This is a genomic window from Variovorax gossypii (genome assembly GCF_003965815.1).
Lineage (GTDB): Bacteria > Pseudomonadota > Gammaproteobacteria > Burkholderiales > Burkholderiaceae_C > Variovorax > Variovorax gossypii.
The window spans coordinates 87952-103007 of the sequence record NZ_RXOE01000002.1 but is presented as its reverse complement, the minus strand read 5'-3'; the positions used below and the strand labels follow the sequence as shown (position 1 = coordinate 103007).

The 15056-nt window shown below is 70.0% G+C and carries 13 protein-coding genes; 8 read left to right on the top strand and 5 right to left on the bottom strand.

The window, feature by feature from the left end; all coding sequences use genetic code 11:
• Positions 1-113 precede the first annotated feature (113 nt).
• Positions 114-911 (top strand): SDR family oxidoreductase, encoded by a 798-nt coding sequence (locus tag EJP69_RS08175; RefSeq protein WP_093207181.1) that lies wholly within the window; start codon positions 114-116, stop codon positions 909-911.
• Between the two features lie 338 nt (positions 912-1249).
• Here the strand turns inward: EJP69_RS08175 and EJP69_RS08165 are convergent, their stop codons facing one another.
• Positions 1250-2158, bottom strand: a complete 909-nt coding sequence (locus EJP69_RS08165; protein WP_093207178.1) for a LysR family transcriptional regulator — start codon at positions 2156-2158, stop codon at positions 1250-1252.
• Between the two features lie 87 nt (positions 2159-2245).
• Here EJP69_RS08165 and EJP69_RS08160 point away from each other — a divergent pair, with 87 nt between their 5' ends.
• Complete coding sequence (locus EJP69_RS08160; protein ID WP_093207176.1) at positions 2246-3256, top strand: zinc-binding alcohol dehydrogenase family protein; 1011 nt, start codon at positions 2246-2248, stop codon at positions 3254-3256.
• A 9-nt stretch (positions 3257-3265) separates the two neighbouring features.
• Here EJP69_RS08160 and EJP69_RS08155 read toward each other — a convergent pair whose 3' ends face one another.
• Both EJP69_RS08155 and EJP69_RS08150 read right to left on the bottom strand, forming a co-directional pair.
• Positions 3266-5041, bottom strand: a complete 1776-nt coding sequence (locus tag EJP69_RS08155) for a chloride channel protein (protein ID WP_126469345.1) — start codon at positions 5039-5041, stop codon at positions 3266-3268.
• A gap of 5 nt (positions 5042-5046) precedes the next feature.
• The gene (locus tag EJP69_RS08150) at positions 5047-5472 is read right to left on the bottom strand and encodes a MarR family winged helix-turn-helix transcriptional regulator (RefSeq protein WP_126469344.1); all 426 of its coding nucleotides are present in this window, start codon (positions 5470-5472) and stop codon (positions 5047-5049) included.
• A gap of 73 nt (positions 5473-5545) precedes the next feature.
• Here EJP69_RS08150 and EJP69_RS08145 point away from each other — a divergent pair, with 73 nt between their 5' ends.
• Complete coding sequence (locus tag EJP69_RS08145; protein ID WP_126469343.1) at positions 5546-6100, top strand: GNAT family N-acetyltransferase; 555 nt, start codon at positions 5546-5548, stop codon at positions 6098-6100.
• A 15-nt stretch (positions 6101-6115) separates the two neighbouring features.
• On the opposite strand, the gene EJP69_RS08140 is transcribed toward EJP69_RS08145, so the two are convergent.
• Positions 6116-7489 (bottom strand): PQQ-dependent sugar dehydrogenase, encoded by a 1374-nt coding sequence (locus EJP69_RS08140; protein WP_206169301.1) that lies wholly within the window; start codon positions 7487-7489, stop codon positions 6116-6118.
• A gap of 131 nt (positions 7490-7620) precedes the next feature.
• Here EJP69_RS08140 and EJP69_RS08135 point away from each other — a divergent pair, with 131 nt between their 5' ends.
• The 5 genes from EJP69_RS08135 (at position 7621) to tcuC (ending at position 13529) form a co-directional block, all read left to right on the top strand.
• Positions 7621-8394, top strand: coding sequence for an alanyl-tRNA editing protein (locus EJP69_RS08135; RefSeq protein WP_093207464.1), 774 nt, complete (start codon positions 7621-7623; stop codon positions 8392-8394).
• Positions 8395-8437: 43 nt separating this feature from the next.
• The gene (locus EJP69_RS08130) at positions 8438-10675 is read left to right on the top strand and encodes a protein-disulfide reductase DsbD family protein (protein WP_176947374.1); all 2238 of its coding nucleotides are present in this window, start codon (positions 8438-8440) and stop codon (positions 10673-10675) included.
• Between the two features lie 94 nt (positions 10676-10769).
• A complete protein-coding gene (locus tag EJP69_RS08125) occupies positions 10770-11462 on the top strand; it encodes a redoxin domain-containing protein (protein WP_177213755.1) in 693 nt (230 codons plus the stop codon).
• 20 nt (positions 11463-11482) lie between these two features.
• A complete protein-coding gene (locus tag EJP69_RS08120; protein ID WP_093207165.1) occupies positions 11483-12088 on the top strand; it encodes a class I SAM-dependent methyltransferase in 606 nt (201 codons plus the stop codon).
• A gap of 100 nt (positions 12089-12188) precedes the next feature.
• Positions 12189-13529, top strand: coding sequence for an MFS transporter (gene tcuC / locus EJP69_RS08115; RefSeq protein ID WP_126469342.1), 1341 nt, complete (start codon positions 12189-12191; stop codon positions 13527-13529).
• A 12-nt stretch (positions 13530-13541) separates the two neighbouring features.
• Here the strand turns inward: tcuC and EJP69_RS08110 are convergent, their stop codons facing one another.
• Positions 13542-14927, bottom strand: a complete 1386-nt coding sequence (locus EJP69_RS08110; RefSeq protein ID WP_170217069.1) for a TPM domain-containing protein — start codon at positions 14925-14927, stop codon at positions 13542-13544.
• Positions 14928-15056: the final 129 nt, after the last annotated feature.

The following is a 15056-nucleotide window of genomic DNA, read 5'->3' as shown; positions in this document are numbered from 1 at the left end:
GCTCCTGGCGCTGGAGCGGGATACCACGGCGGCGCACAGCCGCGCGCGTGCAGGGGGTTTGGCGGCGGTGCTTCAATCGCCGCCACTCCCATCCCACCAGCAAGGACTCTTTCATGGACCTCCAGCTCCAGGACCAGCACGTACTCATCACCGGCGGCAGCAAGGGCATCGGCCTGGCCTGCGCGCTGGGCTTCCTGCGCGAAGGCGCGCGCGTGAGCCTCGTCTCGCGCGACCTCGCCAACCTCGAGCGGGGCCGAAGCACGCTGGTCGCCGCGTTCGCGCAGGCGGAGGGTCGCGTCTCCATCCACGCAGCCGACCTCAAGGACCCGGCCGGCGCAGTCGCCGCCCTCGACGCCGCCGAGAAAGCCTTCGGCCCCGTCGACGTGCTCGTCAACTCCGCCGGCGCCGCGCGCCGCACCCCGCCCGACGAGCTGACGGCGTCGTCATGGCACGACGCGATGGACGCCAAGTACTTCACCTACATCCACATGATCGACCCGGTGGTGAAGCGCATGGGCCAGCGCGGACGCGGCGCCATCGTCAACGTCATCGGCCAGGGCGGCAAGGTCGCCAGCCCCGTCCACATGGCCGGCGGCGCCGCCAACGCCGCCCTCATGCTCGTGAGCGCCGGCATGGCCGCCGCCTACGCCGCCAAGGGCGTGCGCGTGAACGCAGTGAACCCCGGCCTCACGCTCACAGAGCGCCTGCAGGAAGGCATGAAGGCCGACGCGAAGCTGCAAGGCATCGGCACAGACGAAGCGCTGGAGCGAGCCAAGGCCCGCCTGCCCCTGGGCCGCATCGCCACCCCGGAGGAAGTGGCCAACACAGTGCTGTTCCTCGCGTCGCCGAAGGCAAGCTACGTGACCGGCGCCATCGTGGCGATGGACGGTGCGGTGACGCCGATGATCTGAGGAAGCAAGGCACGGCTCCATCGAACGCCGCTGCCCTCACCCCAACCCTCTCCCAAAGGGAGAGGGAGAAAAACAAGGCCGAGCGAGGCAAAGGCCCGTTCGTCTCCCCTCCCCTCTGGCTGCGCCGAGGAGCGCAGCGTTTCGCGGACAAGGGCTCGCAGCTGTCTGAGCGAAGCGAGTTCTGCGAGACCCCGCGAAACGCGAGCACCGCAGGTTGCCCGCAGCGAAGCGAAGGGTCGCAGACAGTGGGGTCGCCTTTCTTTTGCCTACTTTTCTTTGGCGAAGCAAAGAAAAGTAGGTCGCCCGCCGGGGCGAGTCCCGGCCCCGGAAACCAAACCTCAAGCCACAGCCAACAAAGCCTCGAACTTCAGAGCAAGAAAATCGACAAACGCCCGAACCCGAGCCGGCACAAACCTCCCACTAGGCAACAACGCATGCAACGGATAAGGCTCAGTCTCCCAATCCGCCAGCAACCGCACGAGCCTCCCTTCCCGAATGTCATTGCGCACATCCAAAGCAGACTTCAAGGAAATCCCATACCCCGCCACAGTCCACTCCCGCGCCAGCGAAGCATCGTCCACGCTGCGGTTCCCATTCACCCGCACCTCCGTCCACTGCCCGTTCTGCGCAAACCGCCAGACCCGATGCCTTCGCCCCGAGCGATTGAAGATCAGGCAGTTGTGATGCACCAGGTCCTGAGGCACCCGAGGCGCCGGATGCCGCCGCAAATAGTCGGGTGAAGCAGTCAGCAGCGGATTGGTCAGCGCAAAGGCCCGCGCCACCAGCCGCGAATCGGCCAGCGCCCCATACCGCAGCGCCACGTCGACCTCGTCGCGCATCACATCCAGCGGCCGATCCCCCACCGACAGCGACAACTGCACGCCCGGATGCAGCGCCAGGAACTCGTCGAACCAAGGCAGCAGCGTGCTGCGCGTGAGGTCCGACGGCGAGGCCACGCGCAGGGTGCCGACCAGCTCCCCGCGATCCGCCGTGACCAGCGACTCCCCCTCGTCCAGCAGCTCGAAGGCGCGCACCGCGTAGTCGAGCAGCGTCTGCCCCTGCGGCGTGAGGCGCATCGCGCGGGTGGAGCGCTCGAAGAGCCGCGCGCCGAGCTGCGCCTCCAGCCGCTTGAGCGTGGCGCTGGCCGCGGCCGGCGTGATGCCCAGCGCATGCGCCGCCGCCGTCAGCGTGCCGGCGCGCGCCGTGTGCACGAGCACCTGCAGGTCTGAGATATTTTCAATCTTCATTTGAAACTGTTGCTGATTTCGGCTTACTTATCAAATCAGCCTTGCGATCCTACAGTTCAGTCATCGTTACTGAAAGGTGCATTCGCCATGAAAGCCGTCGGCTACTACCAGCCCCTCCCCATCGACAACCCCGAATCGTTGCAGGACATCGAGCTGCCGGCCCCCGTGCCCGGCGCGCGCGACCTGCTGGTGCGCGTGAAGGCGGTGTCGGTCAACCCGGTGGACACCAAGGTCCGCAAGAACGCCGCGCCCGAGGCCGGCCAGGCCAAGGTGCTGGGCTGGGACGCGGTCGGTACCGTCGAGGCCGTCGGCTCCGGCGTGAAGAACTTCAGGACCGGCGACCGCGTGTACTACTCGGGCTCGATCATCCGCCCCGGCAGCAACGCCGAACTGCACGCGGTGGACGAGCGCATCGCGGCGCTGGCGCCGAAGAGCCTCGACGACTCGCAGGCCGCCGCGCTGCCGCTGACCACCATCACCGCCTACGAGCTGCTGTTCGACCGCCTGCGCGTGCCCAAGGGCGGCGGCGAGGGACAGACGCTGCTGGTCACCGGCGGCGCGGGCGGCGTGGGTTCCATCCTCATCCAGCTCGCGCGCCAGCTGACCAAGCTGCGCGTGGTCGCCACCGCCTCGCGCGCCGAAACCCGCGCATGGTGCCTGGAGCTGGGCGCGCACACGGTCATCGACCATTCGAAGCCGCTCGCGGCCGAGCTCAGGGCCGCCGGTATCAATGAGGTCGACATGGTCGCCAGCCTCACGCAGACCGACCAGCACTACGCGCAGATCATCGAGAGCCTCAAGCCCCAGGGCCAGCTCGCGGTGATCGACGACATGAAGGTGCTCGACGCGATGCCGCTGAAGACCAAGTGCATCTCGCTGCACTGGGAAATGATGTTCGCGCGCTCGCGCTTCGAGACGCCCGACATCGCCGAGCAAGGCGCGCTGCTGGCCGAGGTGGCCGCGCTGGTCGACGCGGGCCGCATCCGCACGACGGCGAACGCGAGCTTCGGCACCATCAATGCCGCCAACCTGCGCAAGGCCCACGCGCTCATCGAGAGCGGCAAGGCGCAGGGCAAGGTGGTGCTGGCGGGGTTCTGAGCGCCCGCGCTAGCTGGACTGCCACGGCAGTCCGCGCATGCGCTCGCGCTTTTCCTCTTCGTCGAAGTGCGCGAGCGATGGCTTGATGAGGTCACTGCGCGCCACGATGCCGACGAGAGCGAGCGACTGCGCGTCCTTCACCACCGGCAGCCGCTCCAGCCTGTGGCGCGCCAGCCGCGTGGCGACGGCGCGGCAGTTCTCGCCCGGCAGCGCGAAGTAGAGCGGCGCGTCGGCGCAGGCATCGCCCACCGTGGCGATCGGGTCGCTCGTGCCGCGCGCGGCGAGCATCGCGCGATCGGCCACGCCGATCACCGTGCCGTTGCGCAGCACCGGGAACGCGCGATGCGCCTGCCCTTCGCCGAAATGCTCGAACAGCGCCTGCGTCACCGGCATGGCCGCGTCGATGCTGCGCACCTCGCGCGTCATCACTTCTTCCACCGAATGCCGCTCCAGCGGATCGATGCCGTACTCGCGGTAGATGTGATAGCCGCGGCGCGCGATCTTCTCGGTGAGGATCGAGCGGCGCATCGTCAGCACGGTGAAGCCGTAGGCCACGGCCGATGTGGCCAGCAGCGGCAGCAGCGCGTTGCTGTCGTGCGTGAGCCCGAAGGCGAAGATGGTGGCGGTGAGCGGCGCGCGCATCACGCCGCCCAGCGTGGCCGCCATGCAGACCAGCGGCCAGAGCATCGGATCGTTGCCGGGCAGCACGTGCGACAGCACCACGCCGAGGCCGGCGCCCATCATCAGCAGCGGCGCAAGCACGCCGCCCGAGGTACCGGAGCCCAGCGAGATGACCCAGATGACGGCCTTCACCGCCAGCAGCGCGAGCACCACGCCGAGCGCGAGGTGGTTGTGCAACAGGTCGCCGATCACGTCGTAGCCCACGCCCAGCGCGCGCGGCTGCAGCCAGCCGCCGATGCCCACGGCCAGGCCGCCGATGGCGGGCCACCACATCCAGTGCAGCGGTAGCTTGCCGAACCAGTCTTCCACCTTGTAGAGCGAGATCGAGAGCGACGCCGACAGCGCGCCGCACAGCACGCCCGCGATCACGCACGACAGCATGGCGAGCGGGCCGGGCACGGCCGTCTGCAGCGGGAAGAGCGGGCCCGGGTCCATCAGCAGCGGCCGCGCGAAGCCCGCCACCGCGCAGGCCACGGCCACCGGCAGCAGGCTGCGCGGGCGCAGCTCGAACAGCAGCAGCTCGACGGCCAGCAGCACGGCGGCCACCGGCGTGCCGAACACGGCCGTCATGCCGGCGGTGGCGCCCGCCACCAGCAGCGCCTTGCGCTCTGCGGCAGTGAGATGGAAGTGCTGCGCGATCAGCGAGCCGATGGCGCCGCCGGTCATGATGATCGGCCCCTCGGCGCCGAAGGGCCCGCCGCTGCCGATGACGATGCCCGACGAGAGCGGCTTGAGCAGCGCCACCTTCGGCGACATGCGGCTCTTGCCGAACAGGATCGCCTCGATGGCCTCGGGAATGCCGTGGCCGCGGATCTTGTCGGAGCCGTAGCGCGCCACCAGCCCGACGATGAGCCCGCCGATCACCGGCACCACGATGACCCATGCGCCCAGCGTGTGCGTGGCCGGCGATCTCTCGGCCAGAGAGAAGGTCTGGAAGAAGAACAGGTTGGTGAAGAAGCGGATCAGGTCGAGCAGCACGCGCGCGGCCACGGTGCTGATGGCGCCGATGAAGGCGGCCATGACGGTCATGCGCATGAGCCGCGTGTTGAGCGCGAAGTCGCCGCGCGGCGGGTGGGAAGAAGAAGAGGAAAGCCTGGTGCTCATGCTGTTCACGAAGCGTCTGGGAGATCGATCTGCGGCACGTCGAACACGCCCTTGAGCGAGCGCAGTTCCGCGCGGTGGAGTTCGGCCAGCCTCGACAGCAGCTTCTCGCCCTCGACGAGCAGGTGCACCTCGACCTGCCGGCGGTCGGTTTCGCTGGGCCGGCGCTGCACGAGCCCGAGCGCCTCGCAGCGCGTGACCAGCGCGACCGCGCCGTGCGGCTGCAGCTGCAGGCGCTCGGCGATCTCGCCCACCGAGGCCCAGTCGCGCCCGGGCACGCCCTTGATGTGCAGCAGCACCAGGTACTGCTGCGGCGTGAGGCCCTCGCCCTGCGCGGCGCGTTCGGAAAAGCGCTCGAAGCGGCGCATCTGGTAGCGGAACTGGGAGAGCGCCTCGAAGTCCTTCTTGGCGAGCTTGCGGGGTGTGGGAGCCATGGCGGTGCGGTCGACGGAACGGCCGCAAATATATCACGTCATGACATATTTGCCGTGCGACACAATCGATGGCATGACTGCCGACATCATCGAATCCGACACGCCCCGCCTGCGTCTGCGCCAGTGGCGCGACAGAGACCTGGCGCCCTTCTTCGAGCTCGCGGGCGATCCGCAGGTGATGGAGTTCCTGCTGCCGCTGCCAACGCGCGCCGACAGCGACGCGGCGGTCGCGCGCACGCGCTCGCGCATCGCCGAGAACGGCTGGGGCTTCTGGGCGGTGGAGCACAAGGCCTCGGGCGAGTTCATGGGCTTCACCGGGCTCAATTCACCGGCGGCCGAGCTGCCCTTCTCGCCCTGCGTGGAGATCGGATGGCGTTTCGCACGCAAGTGGTGGGGCCATGGCTACGCCAGCGAGGCGGCACGCGCGGCGCTGCAGGTGGGCTTCGGGCAGCTGGGGCTTCGGGAGATCGTCGCCTTCACCGCATGGAACAACACCCGCTCCAGCGCGGTGATGGAGCGCATCGGCATGAAGGAAGACGAGGACGGCGCCTTCGACCATCCGCTGGTGCCCGAGGGGCATGCACTGCGGCGGCACCGGCTCTACCGCATCGCGCGCCCGCAGGGCTGAAGAAAAGAAGGAGCGCTACTTGGCCTTCGACACGCGCCACACGGCGTTGCCCACGTCGTCCGCCACGATCAGCGCGCCGCTCTTGTCCAGCGCCACGCCCACCGGCCGGCCCTGCGCCTTCTCGTCGGCCGTCAGGAAGCCCGTCAGCACGTCGACGGGCGGCCCGCTGGGCTTGCCGCCGATGAAGGGCACGAATACCACCTTGTAGCCCGACTTGGGCTTGCGGTTCCACGAGCCGTGCTCGCCGATGAAGACGCCGCTGGCGAACTGCTCGGGCATGCCGCCCGGGCGCGAGAAGGCCAGGCCGAGCGGCGCGACGTGCGAGCCCAGCGCGTAGTCGGGCGCGATGGCCTTGGCGACCATCTCCGGGTTCCGCGGCGTGACGCGCGCGTCGACCACGCCGCCGTAGTAGCTCCAGGGCCAGCCGTAGAAGGCGCCGTCCTTCACCGAGGTGAGGTAGTCGGGCACGAGGTCGCTGCCGATCTCGTCGCGCTCGTTCACCACGGTCCACAGCACCTGGGTGTCGGGCTCCCAGCCCATGCCGTTGGGGTTGCGCAGGCCGCTGGCGAAGAGGCGCTTCTCGCCCGACTTCGTGTCGACTTCCCAGATGGCGGCCCGGCCCGCCTCGGCCGGCAGCCCGTTCTCGCCGATATTGCTGTTGGAGCCCACCGTCACGTAGAGCTTGCTGCCGTCGGCGTTGGCGATCACGTTCTTGGTCCAGTGGTGGTTGATGCCGGCGGGCAGCTGCGTCACCAGCGTCGGGCTGGCGCCGATCGAGGTCTGGCCCTCGGTGTAGGGCACCTTCACCAGCGCGTCGGCATTGGCGATGAAGAGCTCGTTGCCGACCAGCGCCATGCCGTAGGGCGAGCGCAGGTTGCTCATGAACACCTGCCTGACCTCGGCCAGGCCGTCGCCGTTGGCGTCGCGCAGCAGGGTGATGCGGTCGGCGCTGGGCACGCCCGCGCCGGCGCGGCCCATGACCTTGCCCATGACCCAGTTGCGGATCTTGGCGACGGGGCCGCTGCCGCCGTCGTTGCTGTCGGCGGGCCTGGGCGGCTTGTTGCTCTCGGCCACGAGGATGTCGCCGTTGGGCAGCGTGTAGACCCAGCGCGGGTGGTCGAGGCCGCGCGCCAGCGCCGTCACCTTCAGGCCCTCGGCGGGCACGGGCGCGGCGGTGTCGGTCCAGCCGACGGCGGTGGCGACGTTGACGGTGGGAATCAGCGTCCTGTTCGGCTCGGCCAGCTGCGGCCGGGGGCCGGTCGTCAGCTCGGGGGCGAGCTTGGCGGCCTCGCCGCAGCCGGCGGCGAACAGCACGGCGGCCAATGCCGCGGCCGCGGTGCGCGGCCATGAAGGCCCCATGCGGGTGGGTACTTGCTGCGGTCGATTCATGCGTGATCCTTCGCGCGGCCGACTGCCGCATGCGGCGCATCATCCCAAGGCGGGCGGGCCCGGGAGTGTCGGTCGTGGGCGCTTTCTGGCGTGGGCGCACCTCATTCGCGCATCGCCGCTACCATCGCCGGATGACCGACGACCTGTTCCGCGCCGACGCCTACCTGCGCAGCTGCGACGCCCGCGTGGCGCGCATCGACGATGCCGGCATCGTGCTCGACCGCACCGTGTTCTATCCGCAGGGCGGCGGGCAGGCCGGAGACAGCGGCGTGCTGGCCCTGGCCGGCGGACGCGAGATCGTCATCGCCGACACCCGCAAGGCCAAGGACGCGGAAGGCCGCCCGACCGACGAATTCATCCATGTGCCGGCGCCCGGCCAGGAAGACCTGCTGGCGGCGCTGAAGCCCGGCGACACCGTCACCGCTCGCCTCGACTGGGAGCGCCGCCACCGGCTGATGCGCTTCCACACGGCCACCCATCTCCTGTGCCACCTGGTGCCGCAGCCTGTGAACGGCTGCTCCATCACCCCCGAGTACGCACGGCTCGACTTCCACATGACCGACCCGCTGGACAAGGACTCGCTGACGGCCGGCCTGGCCCGGCTGGTCGAGGCGGCCCACCCGCTGACCGTGGGCGCCATCACCGACGAGGAGCTCGACGCCAACCCGGCGCTGGTGAAGAGCATGAGCGTGCAGCCGCCGCGCGGCTCGGGCACGGTGCGCACCATCCGCATCGGCGGAACCGGCCCGGACGACGCGCAGATCGACCTCCAGCCCTGCGGCGGCACGCATGTTGCAAACACCGCGGAAATCGGCGCGGTGGTGGTCACCAAGATAGAAAAGAAGAGCGCCAGCAGCCGGCGCGTGGTGCTGGGCTGGGCCCCGCAGGCAACCGCGGCGGCCTGAAGCGCCCGGAACTTCGCCCCCACCGATTGCTCCGACTGACGGCATGATCTTTCCGCGCATCCAATTCGCTACGCTTCTGATAGCAACAGCTGCAGCCAGCATGCCGGCCGCGGCGCAATCGACTCCCGAGCTGGCATCGAAGCCGGGCGCGGTGGTCACCACCCCCCATGTGCGCGCCGAACTCATCGCCCACGCCCCGGACGGCGTGACGCCCGGTGCCCCGGTATGGGTCGGCCTGCAGATCGCGCACCAGCCCGAGTGGCACACCTACTGGAAGAACGCCGGCGATTCGGGCCTGCCCACCGAGATGACGTGGACCCTGCCGGCCGGCGTGTCCACCGGCGAGATCGCCTGGCCGGCGCCGAAGAAGATCCCGGTCGGCACCCTCGCGAACTACGGCTACGAGAACACCGTGCTGCTGCCGGTACCGCTGGAGGTGTCCACGCTCTACAAGCCGCCGGTGGCGCTGGGCGGCACCCCGGCGATGGACATCCAGCTCAAGGCTTCCTGGCTGGTCTGCCGCAAGGAATGCATTCCCGAGGAAGGCACCTTCACGCTGGCGCTGCCGCTGCAGGGCTCGACCGCGCTGCACAAGGCCGAGTTCGATACCGCCTTCGCCGCCCGGCCCGCGCCGCTGGCCAAGCCGGGCGCCATCGAAGTCGAGGGCCACAGCCTGAAGGTGCGGCTCGAGGGCCTGCCGGCCGCCGCGCAGGGCAAGACACTGGAGTTCTTCCCCGAGACCCCCGAGGTGATCCGCACCGCGGCCGTCTCCGGCAAGGACTGGACCCAATCCTGGCAGGGCGACACCTGGACCGCCACGATGCCGCTGGCCGACCAGCGCAGCGCGAGCCCCACGGCGATGCCGGTGGTGGTGACGCTGGCCGAGGCCGACCGGCAGGCCGGCCAGCCGGTGGCATGGCGCGCCGAGGCCCCCGTCTCGGGCACCTGGCCCACGGCCGCCGCGCCGCGTGCCGCCGAGGTGTCGCCGGCCCTGCAGGCGGCGCTCGCGGCCAACGCTGCGAATGCCGCGGCCGCGAAGTCCGGCGACCTGCCCGCCCCCTCTTCCACCACCTTCCTGGCCGCGCTGCTGGGCGCGCTGTTCGGCGGCCTGCTGCTGAACCTGATGCCCTGCGTGTTCCCGATCCTCGCGATCAAGGTGCTGGGCTTCGCGCGGCAGGCGGGCAACGCCAGCGCGCACCGCAAGGCCGGGCTGGCCTACACGGGCGGCGTGATGCTGTCCTTCCTCGCGCTGGGCGGCGGCATGCTCGCGCTGCGCGCGGCGGGTGCGGGGCTGGGCTGGGGCTTCCAGTTGCAGTCGCCGGGCGTGGTGGCTGCACTGGCGGCGCTCTTCACGCTGATCGGGCTGAACCTCGCGGGCGTGTTCGAGTTCGGCCGCGCCGCGCCGTCGTCGGTGTGCAGCGCGCAGGCCAAGCATCCGCTGGCCAACGACTTTCTTTCCGGCGTGCTCGCCGTGGTCATCGCATCGCCCTGCTCCGCGCCGTTCATGGGCGCCTCGCTCGGCTTCGCCATCGGCCTGCCGGCGGCCCAGGCGCTGCTGCTGTTCGCGGCGCTGGGCTTCGGGCTGGCGCTGCCGTATCTCGTGGCCGGCTTCGTGCCCGCCGTGGCCTATCTGCTGCCCAAGCCCGGACCGTGGATGGGCACGCTGCGCCGCCTGCTCGCCTTCCCGATGTTCGCCACCGTGGCGTGGCTGGTGTGGGTGCTCGGCCAGCAAAGCGGCATCGACGGCGCGGGCACGCTGCTGGCGCTGCTGGTGTGCCTGGCCGCCATCGTCTGGGCGCTCACGCTGCGCGGGCGTGCGCGGGTCGTGATCGCGGGCGTGCTGATCGCATTCACCGCCGTGCTCACCGCCGCCATCGGCCGCAACGTGCTGCAGGCGGTGGAGCCCGCCAAGCTGGCATCGGCCGCGCCGGGCGCCGCCGGCCAGCGCTGGCAGCCATGGTCCGCCGAACGCGTGGCGCAGTTGTCTGACGCGGGCCGTCCCGTGTTCATCGACTTCACCGCCGCCTGGTGCGTGACCTGCCAGTACAACAAGAAGAGCACCCTGTCCGACGCGCAGGTGCTGGCCGACTTCGACGCCAAGAAGGTCGCCACGCTGCGCGCCGACTGGACCCGCCGCGACCCCGCCATCACCGCCGCGCTCACCGCGCTCGGCCGCAGCGGCGTGCCGGTGTACGTGCTGCAGGCGCCGGGCAAGCCGCCGGTCGTGCTGACGGAGATACTGGGCAAGGACGAGGTCCGCGCCGCGCTTGCCGCGCTTTGACCACCGGCGTGACATGGGTTGTCACATGCACTTGAAGAAACCGTTCTAAGCTGCAGTTGTTGTTTGGAATTTTGTTTTGGAGTTCAAGCTGGCCATGTCTCTCTCGCCAACCGCAGACTCGCGTTCCTTCCGCGCCGCGCGCAATGCCCGCGCCGCCCTGAGCCGGGCCTCCCGCCGCGCCGTCGTCGCGGCAGCCGTGGCGCTCGGCGCCACCTTCCTGATGGGCAACAACGCCGCGGCCGCCCCCACCGTGGGCCAGCAGGCGCCCGATTTCGTCGCGGTCGACACCAACGGCGCCAAGCACAAGCTGTCCGACTTCGCGGGCAAGTTCGTGGTGCTCGAATGGACCAACCCCGGCTGCCCCTTCGTGCGCAAGCACTACGGCAGCGGCAACATGCCCGCCACGCAGAAGGCCGCGACCGACAAGGGCGTGGTGTGGCTCGCCATCAACTCCACCGAGCGCGCCGCGTCCGACTACCTCAAGCCCGACGCGCTCGACGCCTGGATGAAGTCGCAGAAGGCCGCGCCCACCGCCGTGCTGATGGACGAGGACGGCCTCATCGGCCAGGTCTACGGCGCGCGCACCACGCCGCACATCTTCATCATCGACCCCAAGGGCACGCTGGTGTACGCGGGCGGCATCGACAGCATCGCCTCGGCACGCGTGGACGACATCAAGACCGCGACCAACTACGTGAACCAGGCCCTGGGCGAGGCCTTCGGCGGCAAGCCGATCTCGGCCGCCGCCACGCGGCCCTACGGCTGCTCGATCAAGTACAAGACCTGACGCAGGACGCCCCGCGCCGGATGAGCGAAGTTCGAGGAACGGCCGGCTACGGCGCCAATGCCGGGGCACTCGCGCAGCAGTACGAGAGCCTTCGCTTCGAGGACGTCCACCGCGAAGTGCTGCACCTGTTTCCAAGCACGCCGGGCCGCGTGCTGGACATCGGTGCCGGTTCCGGGCGCGACGCCGCGGCGCTCGCCGCGCTGGGACACCGGGTGGTGGCGGTGGAGCCCACGCCCGAGTTGCGCGCCGAAGGCATGCGCCGCCACGCCGCGCTGCCCATCGAATGGATCGACGACCACCTGCCCGGGCTGGCTCGCACGCTGGCACTCGGCGTGCGGCATGACCTGATCCTCCTGACCGCCGTGTGGATGCACCTGGACGCCGCCGAGCGCGCTGCCGCCATGGAAGCTCTCGCGGGGCTGGTGGCCGAAGGCGGCCAGGTCGCGATGTCGCTGCGCCATGGTCCCGTGCCCGAGGGCCGGCGCATGTTCGAAGTCTCGGCGCCCGAAACGATCGAACTCGCGGCCCGACACGGACTGCTGCCGCGCTTTCTCGGCGAACGCGAGGACATGCTGGGCCGCGCCGACGTGCGCTGGAGCTTCCTGGTGCTGCAGCGCCCCGCGTGACAGTGACAGCAACCTGACCGGCACAGTCAGGTTGCGGTCGGGGAGCCCGGCCTACCCTTGGGGCGCACACATCGCCAGTACAGCCCAAGGGGACAACAAGATGAATCCTGCGCCCAGCGCCGCGCAACCGGGCACTGCCGCCCGCGCCTCCACCACCGCCTCCTCCTCCAAGTTCGCCACCGTCCTGCGCGTGACCGGCGGCAACTTCATGGAGATGTTCGACTTCTTCCTGTTCGGCTTCTACGCCACGCAGATCTCGAAGGCATTCTTCCCGGCAGGCAACGAGTACGCCTCGCTGATGCTGACCTTCATGACCTTCGGCGCCGGCTTCCTGATGCGTCCGCTGGGCGCGATCTTCCTGGGCGCGTACGTCGACCGCGTCGGCCGCCGCAAGGGCCTGATCGTCACGCTCGCGCTGATGGCGCTCGGCACGCTGCTGATCGCCTGCGTGCCCGCCTACGCGACCATCGGCCTGGCGGCGCCGCTGCTGGTGCTCATCGGCCGGCTGCTGCAGGGCTTCTCGGCCGGCGTGGAGCTCGGCGGCGTGTCGGTGTACCTGTCGGAGATGGCGACGCCGGGCCACAAGGGCTTCTACGTGAGCTGGCAGTCGGCCAGCCAGCAGGTGGCCATCGTCGTTGCGGCGGCCATCGGCTACTGGCTCAACGTGACCTTCACGTCGCAGGAGATCGGCGACTTCTACTGGCGCATTCCCTTCTTCGTGGGCTGCCTGATCGTGCCGGTGCTGTTCATCATCCGTCGCTCGCTGCAGGAGACCGAGGAATTCATGGCGCGCAAGCATCGCCCCGACGCACGCGAGATCTTCCGCTCGATGGTCGCCAACTGGGGCCTGGTGATCGCCGGGATGATGCTGGTGTCGATGACCACCGTGTCGTTCTACCTGATCACCGTCTACACGCCCACCTTCGGCAAGTCCGTGCTGCACCTGAGCACCACCGACGCGCTGATCGTCACGCTGTGCGTGGCCATCTCGAACTTCATCTGGCTGCCGATCATGGGCGCGCTGTCCGACCGCGTGGGCCGCAAGCCGCTGCTGATCTTGTTCACGGTGCTGACCATCCTCACCGCCTACCCGGCCCTCAAGTGGCTGGTGGGCGCGCCCAGCTTCGCGCGCATGCTCGAGGTGGAACTGTGGCTGTCGTTCCTCTACGCCAGCTACAACGGCGCGATGGTGGTCGCTCTCACCGAGGTGATGCCGGTGAACGTGCGCACCGCCGGCTTCTCGCTCGCATACAGCCTGGCCACCGCGCTCTTCGGCGGCTTCACGCCTGCCATCGCCACGGGGCTGATCGAGATGACCGGCGACAAGGGCGCGCCGGGCCTGTGGATGACGGCGGCCGCCGTGTGCGGGCTGATCGCCACGCTGGTGCTGTACCGGCGCAACGTGGATCCGGCCGACGCCGGGCGCGTGCCGGCGGTCTGACCCGGGCGCCGGCTACCAGCTGCCGGAGGCGCCGCCTCCGCTGCTGGAGCCGCCGCCGCCGGACGACGAGCTGTCCGACGACGAGCTGCTGCTGCTCGAAGAACTGCTCGACGAGCCGCTGCTCCAGCCGCTGTCGGAGCTGTCGCCATCGCCGCTGCCCGAGCCGAAGAGCGGGAAGACGAACATGAACAGCAGCGCGAGAACGGTCGCGATAGCGCCGGGAATCCAGGTCTCGTCGGGCAGCGGGCCGGGCTCCGTGATCACGACCACCGCGCCGACCACACCCAGCACGACGATCCACCGGACCGCGAAGCCGAGCGCGCTGCCGTCCCGCCAGGTGTTGCGGATGCCGAAGACGATGACCGCGACCAGGAGGCCCGCGCCGCCGATAGCCAGCGTCCACAGAAAGCCCGGCCAGAACACATCGCCGCCGACCATGAAGGCAATGCAGACCAGCGCGGCGATCACCGCGGCGATGCCGCCGAGCACATAGGCCACTTCCTTCACGCGCCCGCACAGATAGCCGAGGCCGTACAGGAAGAGCGCCGGAATCGCCAGGAACCCCGCCATGAACGGGTTCAGCAGCACGGCGGCTCCGCCCAGCGGACCCGCGCCGACAAGGCCGAGCACGAGCCGCCAGTCGCGCGGCCGGCGAGGTGCTTCGGGTTCGATCTCCTGCAGCGCCTCGGACCAGGGCTCGGGGCGCTGGACGCGCCTCCCGCGCTTGCCCGAACGCTTGCCGCGCGAAGCGGGCCGCGAAGTGGGCCGCGAAGTGCGGCGCCGTGTGCCGGCGAGAGGCCCTGCGCCGAGGCCATGCCATGCTCCCACGCCGATGCTCCACAGCATGACGCCGAGGAAGGCCTTCCCCTCCGGCGTCAGGCCTCCGCCGGATGCCGTCGGCTCGCGCACGGCTTCTTCGTCCACCGGCAGCGGCGTGGACGCTGCGTCCGACGCGAGCGTGTCGGGCCACGGTTGCGCCGCCGACGGCGCGTCGATCAGCTGCGACAGCGCCCGCACCGCGGCCTGCACGCCGCCCGCATAGTCGCCGCTGCGAAAGCGCGGCGCCATCTGCTGGTCGATGATCGCGGCCGCCTGGATGTCGGTGACGGTGCCTTCGAGGCCCTTGCCGACTTCGATGCGCATCTTCCGGTCCTTCAGCGCGACGAGCACCAGCACGCCGTCGTCCTCTTCCTTGCGGCCCAGTTTCCAGTTCGCGAACACGCGCGTGGCGTACTGCTCGATCGCCTCCCGGCCCGTCGTCGGCACGATCAGCACCGCAAGCTGCGCCTGCGTGCTGCTCTCGAGTGCCGAGATGTCCTGGCGCAGCGCCTCGGCATCGCTCGCGCCCAGCGTGTCCGTGAGATCGACCACGCGCGTCTTCATCGGCGGCACGGGCACCAGGGCTGTCCTGGTTTGTGCGAACGCCGGGCATGCGCCCAGCGCGATGCACAGCAGGATGAGAGCGGAGCAGAGCCACTCCCGGGCCCTCGATTGCCTCCTGCCGGCGCTCGACGCGGCGGAAGCTGA

What these genes read in the sequence shown, in the direction of transcription:
- EJP69_RS08175 (WP_093207181.1), top strand. Translation starts at nt 114, where the DNA reads ATGGACCTCCAGCTCCAGGACCAGCACGTACTCATCACCGGCGGCAGC.
- EJP69_RS08165 (WP_093207178.1), bottom strand. Translation starts at nt 2,158, where the DNA reads ATGAAGATTGAAAATATCTCAGACCTGCAGGTGCTCGTGCACACGGCG.
- EJP69_RS08160 (WP_093207176.1), top strand. Translation starts at nt 2,246, where the DNA reads ATGAAAGCCGTCGGCTACTACCAGCCCCTCCCCATCGACAACCCCGAA.
- EJP69_RS08155 (WP_126469345.1), bottom strand. Translation starts at nt 5,041, where the DNA reads ATGAGCACCAGGCTTTCCTCTTCTTCTTCCCACCCGCCGCGCGGCGAC.
- EJP69_RS08150 (WP_126469344.1), bottom strand. Translation starts at nt 5,472, where the DNA reads ATGGCTCCCACACCCCGCAAGCTCGCCAAGAAGGACTTCGAGGCGCTC.
- EJP69_RS08145 (WP_126469343.1), top strand. Translation starts at nt 5,546, where the DNA reads ATGACTGCCGACATCATCGAATCCGACACGCCCCGCCTGCGTCTGCGC.
- EJP69_RS08140 (WP_206169301.1), bottom strand. Translation starts at nt 7,489, where the DNA reads ATGAATCGACCGCAGCAAGTACCCACCCGCATGGGGCCTTCATGGCCG.
- EJP69_RS08135 (WP_093207464.1), top strand. Translation starts at nt 7,621, where the DNA reads ATGACCGACGACCTGTTCCGCGCCGACGCCTACCTGCGCAGCTGCGAC.
- EJP69_RS08130 (WP_176947374.1), top strand. Translation starts at nt 8,438, where the DNA reads ATGATCTTTCCGCGCATCCAATTCGCTACGCTTCTGATAGCAACAGCT.
- EJP69_RS08125 (WP_177213755.1), top strand. Translation starts at nt 10,770, where the DNA reads ATGTCTCTCTCGCCAACCGCAGACTCGCGTTCCTTCCGCGCCGCGCGC.
- EJP69_RS08120 (WP_093207165.1), top strand. Translation starts at nt 11,483, where the DNA reads ATGAGCGAAGTTCGAGGAACGGCCGGCTACGGCGCCAATGCCGGGGCA.
- tcuC (WP_126469342.1), top strand. Translation starts at nt 12,189, where the DNA reads ATGAATCCTGCGCCCAGCGCCGCGCAACCGGGCACTGCCGCCCGCGCC.